We start from the raw sequence: 22,979 nt of genomic DNA, 5'->3' as shown, positions 1-22,979 counted from the left end.
ACGCCCCTTGAAGACGTGCCGATTGCGCGTTTCAGTGGCAGCGCCGCGGATCGGGCGGCGCTGCGAACGCTGCGGACCGGCATGAACAGGCGAACGAACGGGCAGGATGCTCAAGCCGGCGGCAGCGACGGGCCCCTCGCCGGACGGCTCGGCCCGGCTCCGCCGCTCTCGGACGGGCCCCGCGCCGAAGAACGTTTCGCCGAGATCGCCGAGGCGCTGCCGACCGTGTTGCGCGAGGGGCCGGCCCGCGGCCTGCTCCTGGCGCTCGCCGACCACTCGCCCTTCCTGTGGTCGCTCGCGGCCCGCGAGCCCGACCGCCTCGCGCGGCTCTTCCACGAATCGCCCGAGGCGTCGGATGCCCGCATCCTCGCAGACCAGCGCGCGGCCGGGCGCGCCGCCCCCGATCTCGACGCGCTCGGCAAGACGTTGCGCCGCAACCGCGCCGAGCACGCGCTGCTCGTCGCGCTCGCCGATATCGGCGGCGTCTGGCCGCTGGAGCGGGTGACGGCGGCGCTCTCAGATTTCGCCGACGCGTCCGTCTCCGCGGCTTTCGACGCGCTGTTGCTCCAAGCGGCGGCATCCGGCCGCTTCCTCCCGCCCGACCCCGAAAACCCGCAAGCCGGCTCCGGCCTCGTGGTGCTGGGGCTGGGAAAACTCGGCGGGCGCGAGCTGAATTATTCCAGCGACATCGACCTGATCGTCTTCTTCGATCCCGAGACCGCGCCGCTGAAAGAGGGCCTGGAACCGACGCCGTTCTTCACCCGCCTCGCGCAGGGCGCCTCCAAGCTGCTGCAGGAGCGCACCCGCGACGGCTACGTCCACCGGGTCGATTACCGCCTGCGGCCCGATCCCGGCTCGACGCCGACCGCAATGAGCCTCGCCTCGGCCTACGTCTACTACGAGACGACCGGGCAGAACTGGGAGCGCGCCGCCTTCATCAAGGCCCGGCCGATCGCCGGCGACATCCCGGCGGGCGAACGATTCCTGGCCGAGCTGACGCCCTTCGTCTGGCGCAAGTATTTCGATTTCGCGGCCATCGCCGACGTGCACGCGATGAAGCGCCAGATCCACGCCGTGCGCGGCCACGAGGCGCTCGCGGTCGCCGGCCATGACATCAAGCTCGGACGCGGCGGCATCCGCGAGATCGAGTTCTTCGTCCAGACCCAGCAACTCGTCTTCGGCGGGAGGCGACCCACCTTACGCGGTCGCTCGACCGTGCCGATGCTGGCGCGCCTCCACGAGGACGGCTGGATTGCAGAAAGCGCGCGCGACGAGCTCGCGCAAGCTTACGCCTTCCTGCGCACCATCGAGCATCGCCTGCAGATGGTGCGCGACGAGCAGACCCAGCGCCTGCCGACCGACGGAGCCGAACTCGACGCCTTCGCCCGCTTCGCCGGCTTTGCCGACCGACCGGCCTTCGAGGCGGCGCTCCTCCACCACGCGAGGCGGGTGCAGGCGCATTACGCCCTGCTGTTCGAAGCCGGGCCCGATCTCTCCTCCGAGGTCGGCGACCTCGTCTTCAGTGGCGCCGCCGACGATCCGGCGACGCTCGCGACGCTCCGCAGCCTCGGCTTCCGCGAGCCCGAGACCGTGGCCGAGACCGTGCGCGGCTGGCATTTCGGCCGCCGCGCCGCCGTGCGCTCCCCCCGCGCCCGCGAGGTGCTGACCGAACTCGTGCCCGCCCTCCTCAAGGCGCTCGCCGGCACGCCCGATCCCGATGCGGCCTTGGGCAATCTCGACCGCGCCTTCGGCCGGATGCCGGCTGCCGTCGAGTTGCTGACCATCCTGCGCGAGCACGAGCGCCTGCGCCTGCTGTTCGCCGACCTCCTGGGCAGCGCGCCGCGGCTCGCCGGCACCGTCGCCTTCAGTCCGCACGTCCTCGACGCGGTGATCGACCCGGATTTCGGCGACCCGGTCATCGACCCCGAGGGGATCGCCGCCCATTACCGCGCGCTCCTCGGAAAGCCCGCCGAGCACGAGATTTTTCTCGATCGCAGCCGCGACGCCGCCCGCCAACTGCGCTTCGTCGCGGGCGCGCGGCTGCTGTCGGGCATCCTCACGCCCAGAGGCGCGGGCGAGGCCTTTTCCGCCATCGCCGACGCGGCGGTGACGACCGCGCTCGAAGCCGTCTGCGAAAAATTCTTCGCCGAGCACGGGGCGGTGCCGGGCGGGCGCCTCGTCGTCATCGGCTACGGCCGCCTCGGCACGCGGCAACTCACCGCCGAATCCGATCTCGACCTCGTCGTGCTCTACGATTTCGACCCCGAGGACCGCACCAGCGCCGGCCCGAAGCGGCTCGATGCGGCGGTGGCCTACAACCGGCTGACGCAGCGCCTCGTCGCCGCGCTCACGGCCCCGACCCGGCGGGGCCTGCTCTACGAGGTGGACCTGCGCCTGCGCCCCGGCGGCGGCCAGGGCGCGACGGCGACGCAGTTCCGCAGCTTCCGCAGCTACCAGAGCGAGGAGGCGGAGTTGTGGGAGCACATGGCGCTGACCCGCGCCCGCATCATCGCGGGCGATGCGAGCCTCGCCGCGGAAGTCTCAGACGTGATCGGCGAGGCCCTGCGTCGCCCCCGCGAGGCCAAATTGGTCTACCGTTCGGTGCGCGACATGCGCGCCACCGTCGCGCACGAGAAGGGCGACCACGGCCCGCTCGACCTGAAGCTCAGCCCCGGCGGCCTGCTCGATCTCGACTTTCTGGGCCAAGCCCTGGTGCTCGCCCACGTGCACGCGCACCCCGATCTCATCGGCCTCGACGCCCCCGCCCTGTTCGTCCGGGCGGCGGAGGTCGGCCTCCTCGACGGCGGCGAGGCGGAGCGCCTGAGCGACGCCTACCGCCTCCTCGACGACGTGCATCAGTGGCAGCGCCTGATGGTCGAAGGCGACCCGACCGAGGCCTCGCAGGTCGCGATGGCGCGGCTCGCCCGCGCGGCTAACCTCCCCGACGCCAAGGCGCTCGCCGCCGAGTTGGAGGCCGAGCGGCGCGCGGTCCGGGCGATCTTCGACAAGAGATTGGGCAAGGCGGGGTGAAGGATGTCGCCTTGCGGGCGCCCCACCCCGCCCCCTAATCTGCCCCGATGAGCGTCGTCGCGATCGATTTCGAGACCGCCAACGAGCGGCGCGACAGCGCCTGCGCGGTTGGTCTCGCTTGGATCGAGAATGGTCGCGTCGTGCGGCGCGAATCGCGGCTGATCCGGCCGCCGCAGATGCGGTTCTCGCCGGGCAACATCCGCATCCACGGCATCCTGCCCGCCGACGTGCGCGATGCCCCGACCTTCCCCGAGGCGATGGCGCCGTTCCTGCCCGATCTCGCGGGTGGCATCGTGCTCGCCCACAATGCCGGGTTTGACATGGGGGTGCTCGCTGCCTCGCTCGGTGCCTGGAACGAGCCGGTGCCGACGCTGACGGGCCATTGCACCCTTCAGATCGCCCGGCGCATCTTCCCCGATCCGGCGGGCTGCGGCCTGTCGAAGGTGGCCGCCCGCCTCGGCATCCGCTTCGAGCACCACGATGCGGGCGAGGACGCCTATGCCTGCGCCGAGATCGCGCTCGCCGCCGTGCGCGAGACCGGCGCCCGCGACGTGCCCGACCTCGTCCGCGGCCTCGGGCTGACGCCGATCCGCGCGGTGAACGCCCCGCGCCGCGACCTCGTGCGTTCGACCTCGGTCCAAGCGCTCCGCGTGGCGGGCGTCGCCGCCGCCCCGTCGGAGCTGCGTTTCTCGCTGCGCGGCAGCACCGGCAACCGCTACGTCGTCGTGCTGGAGGAGAGCGCGAACGGCCCCTACCTGCGCTGCTCCTGCCCCGCCGGCACCCACCGCCGCCGCTGCCGCCACGTCGACGCGCTGATCGACGGCGACATCACCGACCTGACCTCGAACAACCCCGAAGACGTGGAACGCCTGCGCCTGCGCATCGGCGACGCCACGGTCGGGCCGGTGCGGGTGAAGGGTGTGGCGGCGGCGTGAGGTAACGCCCCCGGCTCTCCTACCCAGCCCCCTCATCCTGAGGTGCGGAGCGAAGCGCAGCCTCGAAGGAGGGCTCCAGCTCGCTCAGCGATCCCTGGAACCCTCCTTCGAGGCCCGCTGAAGCGGGCACCCCAGGATGAGGGGGGGATGGGACGAAGGGTGCCGTGGAGGCGTGCGCCCCGGTCCCAAAATCACGGCCGCACGCCCGGCGGCGTGATGTCCAGCGGCGCAGGCGCATCCGGCGTCGGCTCCGCCTCCTGCCTGGTACGGCGGGCGGCGTCCTCCGCGTCGCGTTGGCGGCGGGCCGCCTCTTCCGCCTCGCGCTGCCGACGAGCCGCCTCCTCGGCGGCCTGTTGCGCCTTGATCCGGGCTTGTCGCGCGGCCTCTTCCGCGGCGGCGCGGCTGCGATCCATCTCGATGCGGGCGCGGCGGCGCTGGCGCTCGGCCCCGTCGGCGTCGAACAGCTCGATCTTTTCGAGTTCCCGTTGCAGCACCAGGGCGGCGAGCCCGGTCGTCAGCGGCGCGGCATCGACCCGGCGCTCAGGCGCAGCGAGCGGGCCGGCGAAGCCCAACTGCACGGCGGGCGGCGCGCCGGACCAGCCCTTGGGCGCGGTCGTACCGGTGAGCGTGCCGCGAGCATCGAGGCTCCCCTGGCGTAGATCGACCGCGACCGTGCCGGTCCAGCGGCCGGGGCCGAGATCGAGGGTGAGCGGGGCGGAGCGCAGCACGCCGCCGACCAGCGTCACCGCGGCGCTCACCGGCCCCTTGGCGATGAGCGGGGCGGCGGCGAACTCTTCCGTCACCAGCGCCTGGGGACGCCCGTCGCGCAGGGGATCGTCCTCGGCGAGCGCGCGAGCGAGCGCCCGGTCGAGGGCGGCGGGGTCGGCCTCGGGCAGGCGGATGTCGGACAGCCGAATGTCGCCGTTGCCCGACAGGTCGTCGGCGAGCGCGGCCGGGTTCGCGCCCGAGGCGCTGAAGCGCAGAGCCCCCGAGATCGTGGCGGCGACGCGTCCGCCGTCGAGCAAGCGGGTCAGGCTCACGTCCTGAAGCCGCGCCTCGCCCGCGACGGCGGCCCCCCCGTCCGGTCGCGTCAGCGTCAGGCTGGCGCCGATCCGCCCGCCGCCGAGGCCGGCCGTAAGGTCGGCAACCTTCAGGGCGTCGCCCTCGCGCTGGAGCCGGAAGGTCGCGACCTCGGCCACGAACCCGCGGCCGAGATCGAGCCGCCCGACCCGGAGATCGAGGCCTGCGAGCGGCAGGTTCGGCGCCGGGGCGAAACGAGTGCCGCGAGCATCCGTCGGAAGGATCGAAGCCGCGATCATCGTCGGCAGGGCGAGTTGCCCGAGGGTGGCGGTGCCCGACCACGCGCCGTCCGGGCCGCGGTCGAGCCCCGCACTGAGGTCGGTGCCGGCGGCCCGACCCGTCAGGTCGAGATGCGGGGCCTCACCGCGGCGGGACATCGTGAGCGTCAGCGCCGCCGGCAACGGGGCGGAGACGGGCGTGCCGGCGAGCGCGAGGACGGGGCCGAGGTCGGCGCCCTCGATGCCGATCTCGCCGCCGAGCGGCGGACGGTCGGCGGCATCGAGCAGGATCGGCTTGCGCGTGGCGAGGCTGAAGCCCGGAAACGTGCCGTCCACCGTGACGGCAAGCGGCGGCGCGCCGCGCTCGGTCGCCCAGGCCTCCGCGGAGCGCGTGCCGGTCAGGCGTAGGCGGGCAGGCTGGCGGAAAGCCGCGATGTCGTCGCGGCCGAACCACAGGCCGGCGCGCGGGGTGTCGAGCGTGGCGTCCAGGCGGTCGATCCGACCGGCGCGGGTGAGCGCGGACAGCGCGATGTCGCCGCCGCCGGCCTTGCCGCGGGCCTGGGCCCGCAGCGCGTCGGCCTCGCCGGATTCGCGCTCCAGGGTCAGGGCGAGGTCGAGGCCGGCCTCGCGGAAGGCGGGCGGCATGAGGCGCGCCTCCGCGAGGTAGCCCCGTTCCAGCAGCGCCAGCAGCGGAGCGGCCCGCGGGGCCGAGACCCGGCCCTCGATCCGGCCCGATCCATCCGGGGCGATCCGTCCGGCGAGCCGCGCGCTGGCGCCGGCGAGGTTCTCGATGTCGAGGCTGTCGACGACGAGGCTCGCCCCGTCGGATTGCAGCCGCACCGTGATGGTGCCCCCGGTCCCGGACGAGGCGCCGTAGCGCACGTCGCGCGCGCTCAGCGTCAGGCCGAGATCGTGCCGGTCGAGCCCCTCCATCAGGCGGCTCGCCGGGGGCAGTTCGGCGATGTCGATGCCGCTTGCCGCGATCTGCGCCTCAAGCCGCCCGCGGCGGTCGGCCTGCGGGCGGGTGTAGGCGGCGTTGCCGGTGACCTTCAGCGACCCGAGCCCGAGGCGCAGGTTGCGCAGCGACAGGTCGGCGGCGGTGGAGGATACGTCGGCGCCGAGATCGAGCGTGCGCCCGTCGAGCAAGGCGGCGACCGCCTCCTCGGCGCCGAGCCGCCCGAGATAGCGCCCGAGCCCCTCGGAGTTGCGCGCCGCGATGTCGATGTGCCCATTGAAGCGGGCGGCGGTCGAGAGGTCGATCTCGCCGGTCGCCGCGACGGTCGCGGCCCCCGGCGCGGTGCCGGAAAAGCGGCGCAGCACCAGCCCGCCGGAGCGGTCGAAGGTGCCGCGGAAGGCCACGTCCGACCAGTCGTCGAGGCCGAGCGCCACGCTCTCGGCCCGAAGGTCGAGGTCGAGCATCATCGGCAGCGAGGGCGCGAGGCTCCCCGTCCCGCGCGATATCAGTGCGCGTCCCCCCGGCGTCAGCAGCAGCCCGTCGAGGTCGAGCCGGCGGGTGCGGAGTTCCAGCCCGGCGCGGGGCGTGCGCAGGTCGATCCGGCCGGTGCCCGAGAGGCGCACCGCCTTGCCGCCGGGATCGAGTTCGAGTTCGACGGTCTTCGCGGTCACGCTCGTGCCGCGGGCCTCGAACTTGGCCGCGAGCGTCAGCGGCAGGTAATCGCCCGCAGCCTGGACCGGCGGGCCGACGGTGAGCCGGGCCGAGCCTTCCGCCTCCGGCACGAGGCCGCGGCGGGACTCGATGGATTCCGGCTTGAACGCGAGGCGGGCGTCGGCCTCCAGTCGCGGCAGCGCGTCGCCGCCGCCGGTGAGCTTGAGGGCGAGCGCGCCGTCAGCGCTCACGGTGCCGGTGGCCAGATGGAACGGGCTGCCCGCCACCATCCCTTCCGCGAGCCACGGCCCGGCCAACGCAGGCGCTTTCAGCCGCACGTCGTCGGCCGAAAAAATCTCGCTCGGCGCCGCGCCGTCGTGGATGGTCGCGACGGAGAGGCGGCGCACGGTGAGCGCCTCGATCACCACGTCGCGGCGCGGCGCCTCACCGGAGCGTGGCAGCAGCAGCACGTCCTGCGCCACCGGCAGGGTGACGCGGGCGCGCTCGATCAGGGTGGCGGTGAAGCGCACCTCGCCCTTGAGCAGCGGCGACAGCGCGATTTCGGCATCGACCCCGTGGGCGTCGAGCGCCGGCCCGTCCTCCGCGCCGAGGATCAGCCGGTCGAGGCGCAGGTGCGGCGAGGGCAGGAGGCGCAGATCGACCGCGCCCTCGCTGCGGGCCGGAGTGCCGAGGGATTGCGTGATCGCCCGGTCGATCAGCGCGCGCTGACCCGACCAGTCGATGAAGGGCGGCACGACGAGCGCCGCCACGAGGATCAGCACGACGACGCCCGCGAGCGCGGTCAGGAGGTCACGCACCGAATTCGCTTTCGCCTCGCCTCACGGGCATCGCCGCTCGGCGACGATGCAACCCCTCCGGCGGCCATAGCACAGGCGGCGCCGGGATCGCATCTCAAGCTTGACGGCCATGCGCGGGACGATCCTCGAAGCCGATTATGAGCCCTTCCGACCGGCCCCCTTCCGCCAAGCGCCGAGCCGCCGTCGGCACGTGCACCCATCGATCCCGAGACGGATGGAAGTGGGCGATGAACCCCCGAGTGGTGCGGTGAGACGCAGCGTCAAGGGATTCGTGCGAACCGGTAGCCTCCCTCCGTATGCGCCGCTCGCAAACTGAGCTAGTCCCGTCTTAACTTTCAAAGATGGGGGCAAGAGCATAATGGCCAAGTCAGGACTGAAACTCGATTATTTCACTGCTGCCGTTGAGGTGACGAATCTCGCCCTCAACTTGATCTCGATGATTCCCGGCGTCGAGCTGCCTAAAGAACTGACGGCGCTCTTCGGTGGCGCGGATACGGATCCGACCGTGGAACGCCTGGATGACATGAGTCAGAAGCTCGACCAGATCATAGCGCTGAATGAAAAGGTTCTTGCGGCCGTCGATGGCGTTCGGGAAACGATCCATCGCAACATTCTGTCCAACATCAAATCCGACGTAAGCGATGCCAAGTCCTACGTCCTCCAGTACCTGACAACAAGCAACGCCGAGCTGGCCGGCAAATACCTGTTCGAGGCAGAACGACTCTCGACTTCTGCGATCACGAGGGCGAAAGACTATCTCAGGGGAGAGGATTCCGACGCCGCCATTGCCATCCCGGCCCTACTCTCCGCCATCACCACGCGAATCGCCGTCATCCGTGAGATCGGCGATGGAGCAACGTCCAGCGAACAATACAAAGAGACCTTGCAAGATGCAATTGGAGCACTCGTCACGGGAATCGGGAAGTTCGAAGAGTCCGCCCACGATAATATGCCGGCGGAGGTTCGTATTGATATAAATGCTAACAAGCAGGTATATATCACAATTGAGTATAAGGCAAATTCCGGATACATTGAACAGTCGAGTGTATTTGTGGGAGATAAGGGTTCCGTCGGACATCAGAAGGCGGTCGCCGCCTCAATGCTCCTCTTTTCAAACAATACCAGCACAACCGAGCAGCAGATAAGGCAGATAACCGATTATGCAGCTGTCAAGCAATTGTACGCGGACCGTGCGGCCGGGATAAGCCAACCAGACATCATGATCAAATTTGATGAAAAAGAAGACAATACATTTACCAGTTACTTCAGAAACGAAAGAGGCATTGAAAAACTCGAAAAAGCTGCCGCAGCTCTGATGGCCCTGACGCAAGGTCAGCACAAGAAGGGTACGAACGACAACGACATGGACGTCCGGGTCGATTCGACCCTCGACGTGGTCACCGACAAATGGGGGGTGGAGCACCTCGTCCCTCACACGCTGGAGGGCCTGAAGGGCAACGACACCCTCTTCGGCGGCAGGGGCGGCGACACGCTCCGGGGCGGCGGCGGGGGGATCATCTATTCGGAAGAAGGCGACGGCGACGATAGCCTTCACGGCAACGGCGGCGACGACATCCTGATCGGCGGCACCGGCAACGATTGGCTCGACGGCGGCGTCGGCGACGACCGCATGGACGGCGGCGCGGGCATCGACATCGCGAGCTACCGGTCGGCGAAGGAAGGCGTGACGGTCTCCCTCGATGAGCAGGACTGGCAGGTGGTCGTCGCCGAGAAGACGATCGTGTTCCAGCCGGACCCTTTCGTCTCCGAGGGCGGCGTCATCATCACTCCCGATCCCATCATCACGAAGGTCCCGGCGGAGACGGACCGCCTCCTGAACATCGAGAACCTCGAAGGCAGCGCGTTCGGCGACCGGCTCACGGGCGACGAACGGAGCAACGCGATCTTCGGCTTGGTCGGCGACGACACCATCGACGGCCGTCGGGGCGCGGACCGGATGGAGGGCGGCGCCGGCAACGACACCTACGTCGTCGACAATGTCGGGGACGTCGTCGTCGAGGCGGCCAATGCCGGCAGCGACACCGTCCGTTCCTCCATCAGTTCCACGCTGGCGGCCAATGTCGAGAATCTGACGCTCACCGGCACCGCCGCCATCAACGGCACCGGCAACGCGCTGGCCAACACGCTCGTGGGCAACGGCGCAGCCAACGTCCTCAACGGCGGCGCCGGGGCCGACAGGATGATCGGTGGGGAGGGTTCGGACACCTACACCGTCGACAACGTCCGCGACAAAGCCGTCGAGACCAACGGCGCGGCCGGTGTGGACCACGTCTACGCCTCGGTCTCCTTCTCGCTCGCCGGCTCCGAACTGGAGAACCTGACGCTGACCGGTACCGGCCATATCAACGGCACCGGCAACTCCATCGCCAACGTCATCGTCGGCAACGGCGGCAACAACATCCTCAACGGGATGGGCGGCGCCGACCGGATGATCGGCGGAGCGGGTTCGGACACCTACACCGTCGACAACGTCGGCGACCGAGCGGTCGAGACCAGTGGCGCCGCCGGCATCGACACGGTCTACGCCTCCGTCTCGTTCTCGCTCGGCGGCTCCGAACTGGAGAACATGGTGTTCATCGGGACGGGCAACCTCAACGGCACCGGCAACTCCATCGCCAACAACATGAAGGGCAATACCGGCGCCAACGTGCTAAACGGCGGGCTCGGCAACGACACGCTCACGGGTTTGGCCGGCAAGGACACCTTCGTGTTCTCGACGGCGCTCGGCGCGGGCAACGTCGACCGCATCACCGACTTCTCGGCCGCGGACGACACGATCCAGCTCTCGAAGAGCATCGTCACCGCCCTCTCGGCCGGGACGCTTGCGGAAGGCGCGTTCAAGGAACTGAGCGTGGCGGGCGCCAAGGTCGATGGAGACGACCGCATCCTCTACAACAAGACCACGGGCGCCCTGTCCTACGACGCCGACGGCAGCGGATCGAAGGCGGCGGTGCAGTTCGCGGTCATCGACACGAACGTGGCGCTGACCCACGCCGACTTCCTCGTGGCGTAAGCCCCGCGAAACGCCTCGGCCGAACGATTTCGGTTCGGCCGAGGCGCCTCACCTATCCGGACTGTCGTCTGCCTCCGTGATGTGTCGGCGGCAGGGTCTTCGCGCATGTAACGGTCGGCATCGTCGGATCGCGTTCGCTTGAAAGAGCGTTTCGGCGCCGGCTTGTGCCGACGCTGCTTGCCCAAAGGGGCTTGTCGAAGGCATCGGGTTGCCGCCGATGCCAAGGCGATCTCGGCAGGCCCGGGGGTATCTCGAAATCGTGTTTGCGACGTCGAAACCGCGCAGGGTCGAACAGCTTGCTCGGCCCGCGGCGGACCGCCTAGGAATTCAGTACCGGACGGCTCCGCTAACGGACGCGTCGGTCTGCGGGGTGTAGACTTCATGTCGGCCGAAGAGGGCCTGCCGCACTTCTTCCTCACGACATCGGGTTTGCCGCCCGACGAGGCTTTCGAGCGATGGCGCACCCTCCTGGCGCCGATGTACGAGGTCGGTCCGACGACGCCGTCCGCTCCGCTGCCGTTCGGTTCCAACATCGCCTACCAGATCGGCGACCTCGTCACCCACCGCACGCAGCTCTCGACCCAGCGGCTCCGGCGTGACCGCAAGCGCGTCGAGGCCGGTCCCGACCATTACATCGTCCAACTCTACCGCTCTGGCCGCTTCCAGGGGACCGTCGCCGACACACCGCTCTCGGCCTCGCGCGGCACCGTGACCCTCATCGGCCGCCGGCATCTGCTCGATGCCCGGCTCGACCGAGCCGACGCGATCGGCATCGCCGTGCCCTGCGAGCGCTTCCACGGGATTCCGGTCGAGAAGCACGGCCTGCTCTTCGATGCGGCCCGTAACCGGCTGCTGGCGGCCCGCATCCTCGACATCTACCGCCGATTGCCGACCACCCGCGCCGACCAGGCTCCGGCGCTCGCCGACGATTTCGTCGCCTTCCTGCACCGCCTGCTCGACGGCTCGCGCGCCGCGGACGTGCTGGACGGCCGCGAACTCGACGGCGGCCAGATGGCGCTGGCCCGGATGATCGTTCGAGCGAACCTCGCGCGGCCCGATCTCACGCCCGCGTTCATCGCCGGGGAGATGCAGGTTTCGCGGGCCACCCTCTATCGGCTGTTCGAACCGGAGGGGGGCGTGATGCACTTCGTGCAGGGCGAACGGCTGGGAGCGGTGCGCGACGCCCTCGCCGATCCGATGGAGACCCGCACCCTCGGCCGGCTGGCCGACGTGTTCGGCTTCAGCAGTCTGTCGCAGCTCAGTCGTAGCTTCCGCAACCGCTACGGCGTCCCGCCCCAGGCCTGGCGCGGCGAGCGTCGGATGGTCCAGCGGATCAGCGGTCGGGGGACGGTGCAGCACGTCTGGAAGTGGCTGCGCGAAAGGTGATCCCTTCACGGTGATCCCTTCACGGTGATCCCTTCACCGGGCGGCTCGGTCGATCGACGCCGTGAGACGACAGCCTCAACTCACAAAGGTTGCGTCGAGCACCCCGGCGCAAGCCCTCGATCCGTGACGCTCACGCCGCCCGAAGGGTCGCAACGAAGCGGCGCACCGTGTCGGCCAGCGTCTCGCACTCGCCCGCCAGCCGCGAGGAGGCGTCGAGGCCGGAGGCCGCGGCGGTGCCGGTGAGGTCGGCGGAGCGGGTCAGGCCGTCGAGGGTGGAAAACACCTCGCCGCTGCGGCGCGCCGCACGCTCGGCGTTCTCGGCGATGGCGCGGGTGGCCGCGCCCTGCCCCTCGACCGCGTCGGCGACGGAGCGGGTGATGGCGTCGAGTTCGCCGATGGTGCCGCCGATCCGGGCGATCGCCGCCACCGCCTGATCGGTCTGGCCCTGGATCGCGCGGATCTGCGCCTCGATGTCCTGCGTGGCCCGCGCGGTCTTGCCGGCGAGCGCCTTCACCTCGCCCGCCACCACGGCGAAGCCCCGGCCCGCCGCGCCTGCGCGGGAGGCCTCGATGGTGGCGTTCAGCGCCAGGAGGTTGGTCTGCTCGGCGATGGTGCCGATCAGGGTGACGATCTGCTCGATGCGCTGCGCGGCATCCGCCAGCGAGCGCACGGTCTCGTCGGTCTGGCCCGCCTCGCCGGTCGCCCGGCCCGCGACATCGGCCGTCTGCGCCATGTGGGCGCCGATCGCCCGCACCGAGGCCGAGAGCGTGCCCGCGGCGGCGGCGACGCTGCGCACGTCGTCGGCAGTCTCCTGCGAGGCGGCCGATAGGGCCGCCGTGCGCTGCGCCGTGTCGCTCGCCGCGTTCGAGAGATCCTGCGAGGAGTGGCGCACCCGCGCGGCGGTCTCGGCGGCCTGCCGGACGAGATGATCGATGCTGCCCTCGAACCGCTCGGCGAGGTCGTCGGCGGTGCGGCGGCGGGCGGTGCGGGCTTCCGACTCACCGGCGATCTCGCGGGCATGGGCCTCGGTCTCGGCGTTGCGCGCGGCCTGGGCTTCCGCGATCGAGCGGGCCGAGAGGGCGAACAGCCCGACGAGTTGCGCGGCGAGCCATGCCAGAACGGCCGTCTCCAGGACGACGATGACGGCATGCAGCACCACGCGGCCGAGATCGGCCCCCTCGGGATAGACCGCGGCCGGCAGCAGCAGGTTCAGCGTCAGGTGGTGCAGGGCTGTGGCCCCGGCGGCGGCGATGAGCACGCGCCAGTCGCAATAGACCGACAGCACCGCGAGCATAGCGAAGAAGTACATGTGGAGGTCGAGCTGCCAGGGATGGCCGGCCATCGCCTGGAGCAGCAGGGCGACCATGCCGACGAGCGCGACCGCGACCGTCAGGCGGGTGGCGAGCACTTCGCCGCGCATCCGCCACATCGCGGTCGCCGCCGCGGCGAGGCCGAGCGCCATCAGCCCCTCCGTCAGGGCCGGGCCGCCGCGCCACAGGGCTATGCCGGCGATCAGCGGCACGTGGAGCCAGATCAGGGCGATCAGCCCGCGGCTCGCCGCGCGGCGCAGGCTGTCGAGATCGCGCGAGGCTGTCGTCATGGTCGGCGCGTTCCGGCGGGGGTGCAGAGGCCGAGGCCTCTCGGATCGAACAGGAGCCACGCGCCCGCCGCGTGCAGGCGAGCCTCGAAGCCCGGCGCGGAGGATTGCGCGATGACGAGGCCCGGACCGGCCCGGAGCACGGCCCCGCCGGCCGCGACGGCAGCGGCCACCCGCTCGGCCGAACTCCACCAGGGCGGAAAGATCGCCGCCACCGGCTCGCCCGCCTTCGCCGAGGGCAGGCCGAGCCAGACGGACGCCGTCAGGCTCGCGGCGAGCAGCGCGCCCGGTAGTCGCCAGGTCGTGGGCTCGGGATGTGCGACGGGTGCGGGCACGGCCCCGGCTCCTGTCATGGGCAGTCCGGCAAAGGTTCCGCCGGAAACACAATCTATGACGGTTTATTCGCGCGGCTTCTTAAGCGATCGTTACTGCCGTGTTCGCTGCCGGAAATTCCTCGGCTGCGGTTCGAGGCGTTCCGCCGGGCACCGCAAAGGTGTCTTCCGGATCTCGGTTCTACGGTGCCGGCGGCGGAACGCCTTGCTCCGCTGCGAGAATCCGACCGAGCCTATTCGAAATCGTTCTTCGGAGGCGGCCGGATCGACGATCCGATCTTTCCGGGCCTCATCCTCATTCGGGGGCTCAACAAGAGAAGCCTCGAGCAGAAGGAAAGGATGGGAGTCGAGGTCGATCACGGCAGCACCGGCGCGCACACCGCCCGCCCCGTCTGCGGCAGCGGCACCACCGCGACCTCCACGCCGTAGAGCAACCGCAGCGTCTCCGGCGTCACCGTCTCGACCGGGGCCCCGAGTCCCGCGAGGCGCCCGCCGTGGAGCAGCGCCACCCGATCGGCGCAGAGGAAGGCGTGGCCGGGATCGTGGGTCGAGAGCACCACGGCGATGCCGTGCTCCGACAGCCGCCGCACCTGCCCCAGCACGCGGGCCTGATTGCCGAAATCGAGGCTCGCGGTCGGCTCGTCCATCACGAGGAGGCGCGGCTCTCCGGCGAGCGCGCGGGCGATCAGGGCGAGCTGGCGCTCGCCGCCGCTGATCTCGGTATAGACCCGCTCCGAGAGATGCCCGATGCCGAGCATCGTGAGCGCCCGCTCCGCCGCCGCGTGGTCGGCCGGGCCGGGGCTGGCGAAGGCGGAAAGCCGGCTCGCGCGGCCCATCACCACCACCTCCCGCACCCGGAACGGGAAGAACGCCGCATGCGCCTGCGGCACGTAGGCGACTTTTTTGGCGATTTCCCGTCGAGGCAGCGCGGCGAGGTCGGCGCCGTCCAGCAGGATCCGCCCACTGAGCGGCGGCAGCAGGCCGAGCATCGTCTTGAACAGGGTGGTCTTGCCGCCGCCGTTCGGCCCGAGCAGGCACAGGGTCTCGCCGGGGGACAGCGTCAGGCTCACACCCGAACCGACGGTTTTGGCGCCGTAACCGAAGGCGAGGTTTTCCAGTTCGAGCATCAGGCCCAGCCGCGCTTGGCGGTGGCCAGCAGCCACAGGAAGAGCGGCGCGCCGACCAGTGCCGTGAGGATGCCGAGCGGCACCTCGATGGTGGCGACCGTGCGGGCCAGCAGATCGACCGCGGTGAGGTAGCCCGCGCCGAGCAGCAGCGAGGCCGGCAGCAGGCGGCGGAAATCGGGGCCGACCAGCAGGCGGGCCACATGCGGCACGATCAGCCCGACCCAGCCGATGACTCCGGTCACCGAGACGGCCGCCGCCGTCACCAGGGTCGCGGCCGCCACCAGCACCGGACGGATCACCCGTGTCTCGACGCCGAGCGCGCGGGCCTCCTCGTCGCCCAGACTCATCAGGTTGACGCGCCAGCGCAGCAGCACCAGCGGGATCAGGCCGATCAGCATGGCGGGCAGGATCGCGCCGAGATCGCCGCGGTTGACCGAGGCGAGGCTCCCGAGCAGCCAGAATGTGATGGCGGGCAGCTGGTTGTAGGGGTCGGCCAGCACCTTGAGCAGCGCGATGCCCGCGCCCAGCAGCGCGCCGACGGCGACGCCCGCCAGCACGAGCGTCAGCACCGGATCGGACGCCCCGCGCCGCCGCACCGCGATCCCGACGCCGTAGACGATGGCCACCGCCCCGAGCCCCCCCGCGAAGGCGAGCCCCTGGATGGCGGCGGCCGGCAGCGTCAGCACGATGCCGAGCACCGCCCCGAGGCTCGCCCCCGCGGACACCCCCAGAATGTCCGGCGAGACCAGAGGATTGCGAAACAGCCCCTGATAGGTCGCCCCCGCCGCCGCCAACCCGGCCCCGACGACGAGCGCGCCGAGCACCCGCGGCAGGCGCACCTGCAAGACGACGATCTGCGCGGTCGGATCGACCGCGGACGTCAGGCCGAGGGCCTTCGCCAGCAGCAGCGAGAACACGTCGGCGAGCGGCACGGGATAGCGGCCGGTGCCGAGGGAGACGAGCACCAGCAGGAGCAGCGCCAGCACCGGCAGGGCGGCGAGGCCCGCTGTCGTCAGGCGTCGCCGGGCCGGGAGGGTGACGACGGCCTCGCTCATCGCGGCTTCGCCAGCGGCGCGGTGGCGGACAGCAGCGCCTCGATCTGCGCCGAACTCGGCTCGACATGGTAGAACCGCCGGTAGAAGCCGCGCACGGCCTCCGGCAACGGCTCGGTGAACTTGTCCGGGAAGAACAGGCCGGCGAGCCAGCGCAGACCGATCAGGCGGTTGATTCCGGGCGGGGCATCGACCCAGCCGAAGGGCAGCACCGGCGCGGCGTAGACTCTCTTCTCGCGCACCGCCTTGAGCCCGCTCCAGAGCGGGTCGGTCGGCAGGCTCGCGGCGAAGGCCGGATCGAGGAGAAGGATCACGTCCGGATTCCAGGCGAGCACCTGTTCGGGGGAGATGCCGGCGAGCCCGCCCATCCCTTCCGCGGTGGCGACGTTGCGCCCGCCCGCCGCCTCGATGATCTCGGTGTTGATCGAGCCGGCGAGCCCCGTCTCCAGTCCGCGGGGGCCGCGGCCGTAATAGACCCGCGGGCGCTGCTCCACCGGCACCGTGGCGACGGCCTCGGCCACCGCCTTCAGGATTCTTTCGGACTCGGCGGCCAGCGCCTCGCCCTCGGCTTGCGCGCCGATCAGGGCCCCGAGCGTGCGAAACGTCTCGGCCGTCTTCGAAAAACTGCCGTCGAGGAGGATGTAGGGGATGCCGGTCTGCGCCTGCACCCGGTCGGCGAGCGAGGCGTAGGTCGCGCCGGTGCTGCCGACATCCACGATGAGGTCGGGCTTCAACGCCAGCACCGCCTCGACGTTCGCGGTCCCGCCCCGCCCGGTCAGCCGCCCGGTGGAGGGCAGAACGGAGGCTTCGGGCGTGAGGAAGGCGCTCTCCTCCGGGCGCGGGGCGCGGGGCCAGCCGATCATCGTCTTGGGCGCCAGCGTGTAGAGCAGCACCGCCGCGGGCGGGCCGGCGGCGAGCACCCGCTCGATCCGGTCCGGCACCTCGACCCGGCGCCCGGCGGCGTCGGTGACGGTGCGGCTTTGCGCCGAACCGAGGCCCACGGTCAGGCAGGCGAGCGTGAGCAGGCAGCGCAGCAGGGGCATCGATGGGAGCCTCGTGATCTCAGGCCCTCTATAGCTGCGTCCGGCGCCCGCCCGAACCCCGCCGGCCCTGCGGCGTTCGCCGCATGAGCCCTTCCCATGGACGCCGATGCCCGACCCCGATCTCCGCCATCGCCACGTCTCGCTCGGGGGTTTGCGCCTCCACGTCGCCGAGGCCGGCCCAATGGGCGGGCCGCCGACGATCCTGCTGCACGGCTTTCCCGAATCCTGGCGCGGCTGGCGCCGACAGATCGGCCCGCTGGCGGCAAGCGGCCTGCGCCTCGTCGTGCCGGACCAGCGCGGCTACGGCCTCAGCGATCGACCGCGGGGCATCGAGGCCTACCATCTCGACCGGCTCGCCGCGGACGTGATCGCGCTGGCCGACGCCTGCGGCTTCACGCGGTTTCGACTCGTCGGGCACGACTGGGGCGCCCTGGTCGCGTTCTGGACCGCGAGCTTTTTTCCCGAGCGCGTCGAGCGGCTGGCGGTGCTCAACGGCTTCCATCCGGGGGTGTTCGGGCCCTATCTCCGGCGCCATCCGGGACAGGTGCTGCGCAGTGCCTATGCCGGCCTGTTCCAGTTGCCGCTGCTGCCCGAGCGCCTGCTCACCGCCCGCGATTTTCTTGGATTGCGCGAGATGCTGCGCCGTTCCGCCCGGACCGGCACCTTTTCCGATGCCGATCTCGACCGTTACGCCGAGGACTGGCGCCGCCCCGGCGCGGTGACGGCGATGCTCGATTGGTACCGGGCGCTCGCCCGCCTACCGCGGGAGCAAAATCCGCCGCGGATCGCGGCGCCGACCCTGATCCTGTGGGGCCGGCGCGATCCGGCGCTCCAGCCGGGGCTGGCCGAGGCGAGCCTCGCGCTGTGCGAGCGAGGCCGGGTGCAGTGGATTCCGGACGCGACCCACTGGGTGCAGCACGAGGCGGCGGACGAAGTGAACGCGGCGTTGATCGAGTTCTTGCGGGCGTGACGCCTACGCCGCCAATCCGCCCCACCGTCGCACGTCGCGAAACCTGCGCCCGTCCGAAAACCGCAGCTCCACGCTCTCCGACAGCCGGCCCGCGGCCTCGATCCGTACGGAATCGGGGCGTTCCATCTCGTCCTGCCGCTCCAGGGCCTCCGCGACGGTGAGCGGCACCGGCTCGGCCCCGCCGCAGGCGCGCCACCACGCCACCGCGCGCTCGCGGGCATGGCCCGACTGCTCCAGGCCGATCTCGACGCGGCAGCCGCCGCCGGGCCAGCGCAGAACCGCCTCCAGCCGGTCGGGCCCGTGGCCGCCGGGACTGCGCGCGAGGCTCCAGGCCGACACCGAACGCCAGCCGGCGACCGTCTCGGACAGGATCGGCAGCGCATCCTCGGCGGTTGCCGCGTGGGGCGCCTCGGCATCCTCGGCCTCCGGCTCGACCCAGCAGGCCTCACAGGTGCTGGCGTTGAGCGCGATCAGGGCACCGCAACCGGGGCAGGGCTTGGCTCGCGCAGCGCCTCCCAGAGCGGGCCCGAGCGCGACGCTGCGGGCGGTCACGGCATCGACCGGGCCGTGCATCCGCACGAGGCCGGCATAGTCGAGCACGAGCCCGTCGGACTTCCCCGGCGCGCGGCGGAGCGCGCGACCGACCTGCTGCACGTAGAGCCCCGCGGATTGCGTCGGGCGCAAGAGCGCGATCAGGTCGACCTCCGGCACGTTGAAGCCGGTCGAGAGCACTCCGACCGAGGTGAGGCAGCGGATTTTGCCTGCCCGAAAGTCGCGCACGACCCTGTCGCGCTCGCGCTTGCCCATCTCGGCCGTGACGGTCTCGCAGGAAAACCCTTGGCCCCGCACCGCGTCGCGCACGGCGCCCGCGTGATCGACCCCGGCGCAGAAGGCGAGCCAGGCCCGGCGCTCGCGCCCGTAGGCCGCCATCTCCTCGACCGCGGCGCGGGTGATCCACTCGCGGTTGACCGCGGCCTCCAGCGCCGAGGGGATGTAGTCGCCGCCGCGCTGGCCCACGCCCGACACGTCGAGGGTGAGCGCGGTGGCCTTGCAGATCAGCGGCGCGAGGTAGCCCTGCCCGATCAGGTCGCCGACGGCGGAATCGTGGACGATGCGCTCGAACACCCGGCCCTCGCCCTCGTCGAGGCGGCCGGAATCGAGACGGTAGGGCGTCGCGGTGAAGCCCGCGACCTTGAGATCGGGATTCTGTGCGCGAAGCCCGGCGAGGAAGCGGCCGTAGCCGGTCTCGGCCGAGCGTGGCACCAGATGCGCCTCGTCGATGACGACGAGATCGGTCCCCTCGAACAGCGCCGCGCGGTCGCGCACCGACTGGATCGAGGCGAAGGTGACCGGCGCCCCGCTCTCGCGCCGCCTGAGCCCGGCCGAAAAAATGCCGGCCGGCGCCTCGGGCCAGTAGGCCAGCAACTCGGCGTGGTTCTGCGCCACGAGTTCGCGGACATGGGCGAGCACGCAGATGCGAGCCTGAGGCGCCCGCTCCAGCCATTCGCGCACGAGGGCGGCGATGACGAGCGCCTTGCCGGCCCCCGTGGGCAGCACGACGAGGCCGGGCCCGCCGTCCGCGTCCCAGTGCCGGTGGAGCGCGTCGAGGGCGGCGCGCTGATACTCGCGGAGGCGCAGCATGGCGCGCCGTTTAGCCAAGCCGGGGCGTGGGGAACAGAGGAGAAACGCGAGCCTCCTACGCCGGGCCGGCGATCTCGTAGTGGATCGGCTTGAAGGAAAAGTTGTTCGATTGCAGCGCCGAGCAAGCCGTGAGCCCGATGATCAGGTCCGCCTTCGCCTCGAACACCACGCGGTCGCCCGCCCGGCTCAACGGCGGCTTCACCGCGATTTCGCCCGTGGTGCCGTCGATGGCGACATGCATGAACACGTTGAAGGCGACCGGGATGCGGTCCGGCCCGATGCCGTAGGGTTCGAGCGCCGCCGCGAGGTTGCCGAAGCAGCCGCGATGGGGGTGCGCGTCGCCGTAGATGAGGCGGAAGGTGTCGGCCGAGCAGGGCGTGAGCAGGAAGTCGTGGCGCCCGACCGTATCCTCGACGATGTCGAGCAGCACGTTCGAGCGGTTGGAGTAGATCGGGTCACCCGTGGTGAGGAACAGGCGCGAGGCGTAGTCGATGGTGCGGCCCGACGAGATCACCTCGTCGATGTCGTCGCGCACGAAGGCCACGAGGTCGGCGACCTGCTCGCCCTCCGGGTCGATCACGGTGAGCCGCTGGCCGCGCTTCAGGGTGAAGGCGACGCCGGAGCGCGGTTCGATTTTTTCGGGGGCGTGCCCGCCATGTCCACACATCTCAGCGCACTCGTCCGTCCAGGCGGGTGAAGGGCGTCGGCACGAGGGGCGTCTCCCGTCGGCCCGCGGCGTTCTTTGCCGCGGCAGGGAAAGACCGCCGGACCCGCAAAGTTTCCCGGCCCGGAACGTGCCGCACCGGAGCGCGGTGCTCGCAGGATTCTTTGCCGCCGTGCCCGCGCCCGCTCCGACCTCGCGGCATGTCGAGATCCCATGGCGCGGACTGCCGCTCGGGGCGTCCATCGTGATGGCCGCCGATCCCGGCCGTGCGGATGCTCGATCAGCGCGCCGCGAGCTTGCCCCCGCCGATGCCGTCGAGCACGACCGCCTCGGTCAGGATCTGCGGCAGCACCCGCGCGTCGCCCTTGCCCCGGTAGACGAGATAGAGCGGCACGCCGGAGCGGCCGTGGCTTTCCAGAAGCCGCGTGATTTCCGGGTTCTGGTTGGTCCAGTCGCCCTTGAGATAGGCGACCGAGCCGGCCCGGAACGCCGCCTGCACCGCCTCGCGCGAGAGAACCGTGCGCTCGTTGACCTGACAGGTGATGCACCACGCCGCCGTCATGTCGACGAACACCGTGCGCCCCTCCGCCCGCAGCGCGTCGAGGCGGGCCTGCGTAAAGGGCTCCTCGATGCCGGCGAGCCGCACCCCCGCGGCGCCGGCTCGCTGGCCGTCGAGGGCGGCGGCGAGCGCGAGCGCCCCGACGAGGGCGAGCGCCGCCGTGGCGCGCCCGAACCCGGTGCCGAACCGACCCGCGGCGCGGGCCCGCTCCCAGGCCCAGGCGGCGAAACCCACGAGCACGAGGCCGCCGAGCGCGCCGAGCAGCCCGTCCGGCCCGACCTGCTGGGCCAGCACCCAAACGAGCCACGCGGCGGTGGCGTAGACCGGGAAGGCGAGCGCGCCCTTCACCGTCTCCATCCAGGCGCCGGGCCGCGGCAGCAGGCTTAAGCTGCCGGGAAACGCGGTGAGGGCCAGGAACGGCAGGGCGAGGCCGAGGCCGAGGCAGGCGAAGATCAGGAGCCCGACGCCCGCGCCTTGCGTCAGTGCGAACCCCACCGCCGCGCCCATGAACGGCGCCGTGCAGGGCGTGGCCACCAGCGTCGCCAGCACGCCGGTGAAGAACGAGCCTTGATAGCCCGCCCGCCGGGTCAGCCCGTCGCCGATCCCGGCGAGCCGCCCTCCGACATGCACCACCCCCGACAGGCTCAGGCCCACGGCGAACAGGCCATAGGCCAGCAGTGCCACGACCACGGGCGACTGAAGCTGGAACCCCCAGCCGATTCCGGCGCCGCCCGCCTTGAGTGCGATCAGCAGCCCGGCCAATCCCAAAAAACTCGCCAGTACGCCCGCGGTGTAGGCCAGCCCGTGCAGGCGCACCCGCGCCCGCTCTTCGCCCGCCTGCTTCACGAGGCTGAGCACCTTGATCGACAGCACGGGGAAGACGCAGGGCATCAGGTTGAGCACGAGCCCGCCGAGCAGCGCGAGGCCGGCGGCGCTCCACAGCGTCAGGTTTTCGGACTCCGCGACCGGAGCGGGGGCCGGCGCCGGTTCCGCGGCGGTCGCGGCCGGGGCGGCTTCGGGCTCGGGGCCGATCGCGTAGGCCTTGCGGGTGCCGGCCTCGTCGAAGGTGAGGACGCCCCCGAGCGCCTCCGGCGCGACCTTGCCGTCGCCGGGCTTCAGGACGAGGCGCTGCGCCCCGCCCTCCCCCGCAAGGGTCTGCTCGGCGGCGTTGTCGAGGGCGTTTTCGGAATAGGGAAAGAAGGCCGCGCTCGTGATCGCGGGAGCACCGTTCGGCCGGTCGAGCTGGATTGAAAAGTCCTCGCCCTCGCGGGTCGCGCGGACCGGGAACGGTGCCGGCTCGGGTAAGGCCGCGCGGGCCTCCGTGAACAGGTGGGCCTGCGCCGGATCGGGCTGAGCATCGGTGCCGACGGCTAGATCGAGGGCGAGTTCGGCCGAGCCCGGGATGCAGATTTCCTCGCAGACAAGGTAGGACAGGGTGCCGGACAGGGGCACGCTGCCGCCGGCCGGCAGCGTCTCGGGCACGCGCAGCGGCACCAGCAAGGTGACCTCGCCCTCGTAGCCGAAATTCATCAGGGTCTGGACCGGGATGCGCTCCGGCGCCGGCCATTGCGTCGGGCCGACGGAAAAGCCCTCGGGCAGGCGCCACGCCATCTCCGGCGGCAGGCCGGAATCGCCCGGATTGCGCCAGTAGACGTGCCAGCCGGGCTTCATCGCCATGTGCAGGCCGAGCGTCACCGTTCGGCCGGGGGCGAGGGTGGCGGCCTCCGACACGAGGCGGGCGCGCACCAGATCCTTCGGCGCCAGATTCTTCGCAGTCTTGCTCAGCTGCGCCGCCGCGAAGTCGGGGGCGGCGAGGAACAGGACCAGAAGGAGGATGCGGAGCATGGGTCCTGTCAAAAAAAGCCCCGGCGCCTTGGCCGGTCCACC

14 protein-coding genes are annotated in these 22,979 nt (G+C 71.3%); 5 read left to right on the top strand and 9 right to left on the bottom strand.

Annotation, left to right across the window (positions count from 1 at the left end; all coding sequences use genetic code 11):
• Positions 1-81: 81 nt before the first annotated feature.
• Together ASG52_RS18405 and ASG52_RS18400 are read left to right on the top strand one after the other, a co-directional pair.
• Positions 82-3,030 (top strand): bifunctional [glutamine synthetase] adenylyltransferase/[glutamine synthetase]-adenylyl-L-tyrosine phosphorylase, encoded by a 2,949-nt coding sequence (locus ASG52_RS18405; protein WP_056246473.1) that lies wholly within the window; start codon positions 82-84, stop codon positions 3,028-3,030.
• A 47-nt stretch (positions 3,031-3,077) separates the two neighbouring features.
• Positions 3,078-3,965: a 3'-5' exonuclease gene (locus tag ASG52_RS18400; RefSeq protein WP_056246470.1), complete on the top strand. Its 888-nt coding sequence runs from the start codon at positions 3,078-3,080 to the stop codon at positions 3,963-3,965.
• 191 nt (positions 3,966-4,156) lie between these two features.
• Here ASG52_RS18400 and ASG52_RS18395 read toward each other — a convergent pair whose 3' ends face one another.
• Positions 4,157-7,687: an AsmA family protein gene (locus ASG52_RS18395; protein WP_056246467.1), complete on the bottom strand. Its 3,531-nt coding sequence runs from the start codon at positions 7,685-7,687 to the stop codon at positions 4,157-4,159.
• Positions 7,688-8,045: 358 nt separating this feature from the next.
• Here ASG52_RS18395 and ASG52_RS27380 point away from each other — a divergent pair, with 358 nt between their 5' ends.
• Together ASG52_RS27380 and ASG52_RS18380 are read left to right on the top strand one after the other, a co-directional pair.
• A complete protein-coding gene (locus ASG52_RS27380; protein WP_156384024.1) occupies positions 8,046-10,721 on the top strand; it encodes a calcium-binding protein in 2,676 nt (891 codons plus the stop codon).
• 381 nt (positions 10,722-11,102) lie between these two features.
• A complete protein-coding gene (locus tag ASG52_RS18380; RefSeq protein WP_082552636.1) occupies positions 11,103-12,107 on the top strand; it encodes a helix-turn-helix domain-containing protein in 1,005 nt (334 codons plus the stop codon).
• A gap of 130 nt (positions 12,108-12,237) precedes the next feature.
• On the opposite strand, the gene ASG52_RS18375 is transcribed toward ASG52_RS18380, so the two are convergent.
• The 5 genes from ASG52_RS18375 to ASG52_RS18355 form a co-directional block, all read right to left on the bottom strand.
• Positions 12,238-13,707, bottom strand: a complete 1,470-nt coding sequence (locus ASG52_RS18375; RefSeq protein WP_056246458.1) for a methyl-accepting chemotaxis protein — start codon at positions 13,705-13,707, stop codon at positions 12,238-12,240.
• Positions 13,704-14,039 carry a hypothetical protein gene (locus tag ASG52_RS18370; RefSeq protein ID WP_056246456.1) on the bottom strand — a complete coding sequence of 112 codons (336 nt, stop codon included), beginning with the start codon at positions 14,037-14,039 and terminating at the stop codon, positions 13,704-13,706. The genes ASG52_RS18375 and ASG52_RS18370 overlap by 4 nt, the downstream gene beginning before the upstream one ends.
• 353 nt (positions 14,040-14,392) lie before the next feature.
• Positions 14,393-15,163 (bottom strand): ABC transporter ATP-binding protein, encoded by a 771-nt coding sequence (locus ASG52_RS18365; RefSeq protein ID WP_502691084.1) that lies wholly within the window; start codon positions 15,161-15,163, stop codon positions 14,393-14,395.
• On the bottom strand, positions 15,163-16,218 hold the full coding sequence (locus tag ASG52_RS18360) for a FecCD family ABC transporter permease (protein WP_056246454.1): 1,056 nt from the start codon (positions 16,216-16,218) through the stop codon (positions 15,163-15,165). Before ASG52_RS18360 ends, ASG52_RS18365 begins: the two co-directional genes overlap by 1 nt.
• Positions 16,215-17,258 (bottom strand): iron ABC transporter substrate-binding protein, encoded by a 1,044-nt coding sequence (locus tag ASG52_RS18355; RefSeq protein WP_056246452.1) that lies wholly within the window; start codon positions 17,256-17,258, stop codon positions 16,215-16,217. The genes ASG52_RS18360 and ASG52_RS18355 overlap by 4 nt, the downstream gene beginning before the upstream one ends.
• Positions 17,259-17,364: 106 nt before the next feature.
• On the opposite strand from ASG52_RS18355, the gene ASG52_RS18350 reads away from it, so the two are divergent.
• The gene (locus tag ASG52_RS18350; RefSeq protein WP_056246448.1) at positions 17,365-18,228 is read left to right on the top strand and encodes an alpha/beta fold hydrolase; all 864 of its coding nucleotides are present in this window, start codon (positions 17,365-17,367) and stop codon (positions 18,226-18,228) included.
• Positions 18,229-18,231: 3 nt separating this feature from the next.
• Here ASG52_RS18350 and ASG52_RS18345 read toward each other — a convergent pair whose 3' ends face one another.
• The 3 genes from ASG52_RS18345 to ASG52_RS18335 all read right to left on the bottom strand — a co-directional run bounded on the left by ASG52_RS18345 (position 18,232) and on the right by ASG52_RS18335 (position 22,937).
• Positions 18,232-19,869, bottom strand: coding sequence for a DEAD/DEAH box helicase (locus ASG52_RS18345; protein WP_056246446.1), 1,638 nt, complete (start codon positions 19,867-19,869; stop codon positions 18,232-18,234).
• A 55-nt stretch (positions 19,870-19,924) separates the two neighbouring features.
• A complete protein-coding gene (locus ASG52_RS18340; protein WP_056246443.1) occupies positions 19,925-20,536 on the bottom strand; it encodes a DUF1989 domain-containing protein in 612 nt (203 codons plus the stop codon).
• Between the two features lie 277 nt (positions 20,537-20,813).
• Positions 20,814-22,937 (bottom strand): protein-disulfide reductase DsbD family protein, encoded by a 2,124-nt coding sequence (locus ASG52_RS18335; RefSeq protein ID WP_056246441.1) that lies wholly within the window; start codon positions 22,935-22,937, stop codon positions 20,814-20,816.
• Between the last annotated feature and the right edge of the window lie 42 nt (positions 22,938-22,979).

This window comes from Methylobacterium sp. Leaf456 (assembly GCF_001425465.1).
In the GTDB taxonomy this organism is placed as follows: Bacteria; Pseudomonadota; Alphaproteobacteria; order Rhizobiales; family Beijerinckiaceae; genus Methylobacterium.
This window is presented reverse-complemented; position numbering and strand designations above follow the sequence as displayed.

Coding starts and splice junctions, on each gene's coding strand:
- ASG52_RS18405 (WP_056246473.1), top strand. CDS start 82: ATGAACAGGCGAACGAACGGGCAGGATGCTCAAGCCGGCGGCAGCGAC.
- ASG52_RS18400 (WP_056246470.1), top strand. CDS start 3,078: ATGAGCGTCGTCGCGATCGATTTCGAGACCGCCAACGAGCGGCGCGAC.
- ASG52_RS27380 (WP_156384024.1), top strand. CDS start 8,046: ATGGCCAAGTCAGGACTGAAACTCGATTATTTCACTGCTGCCGTTGAG.
- ASG52_RS18380 (WP_082552636.1), top strand. CDS start 11,103: ATGTCGGCCGAAGAGGGCCTGCCGCACTTCTTCCTCACGACATCGGGT.
- ASG52_RS18375 (WP_056246458.1), bottom strand. CDS start 13,707: ATGACGACAGCCTCGCGCGATCTCGACAGCCTGCGCCGCGCGGCGAGC.
- ASG52_RS18365 (WP_502691084.1), bottom strand. CDS start 15,163: ATGCTCGAACTGGAAAACCTCGCCTTCGGTTACGGCGCCAAAACCGTC.
- ASG52_RS18360 (WP_056246454.1), bottom strand. CDS start 16,218: ATGAGCGAGGCCGTCGTCACCCTCCCGGCCCGGCGACGCCTGACGACA.
- ASG52_RS18355 (WP_056246452.1), bottom strand. CDS start 17,258: ATGCCCCTGCTGCGCTGCCTGCTCACGCTCGCCTGCCTGACCGTGGGC.
- ASG52_RS18350 (WP_056246448.1), top strand. CDS start 17,365: ATGCCCGACCCCGATCTCCGCCATCGCCACGTCTCGCTCGGGGGTTTG.
- ASG52_RS18345 (WP_056246446.1), bottom strand. CDS start 19,869: ATGCTGCGCCTCCGCGAGTATCAGCGCGCCGCCCTCGACGCGCTCCAC.
- ASG52_RS18340 (WP_056246443.1), bottom strand. CDS start 20,536: ATGTGTGGACATGGCGGGCACGCCCCCGAAAAAATCGAACCGCGCTCC.
- ASG52_RS18335 (WP_056246441.1), bottom strand. CDS start 22,937: ATGCTCCGCATCCTCCTTCTGGTCCTGTTCCTCGCCGCCCCCGACTTC.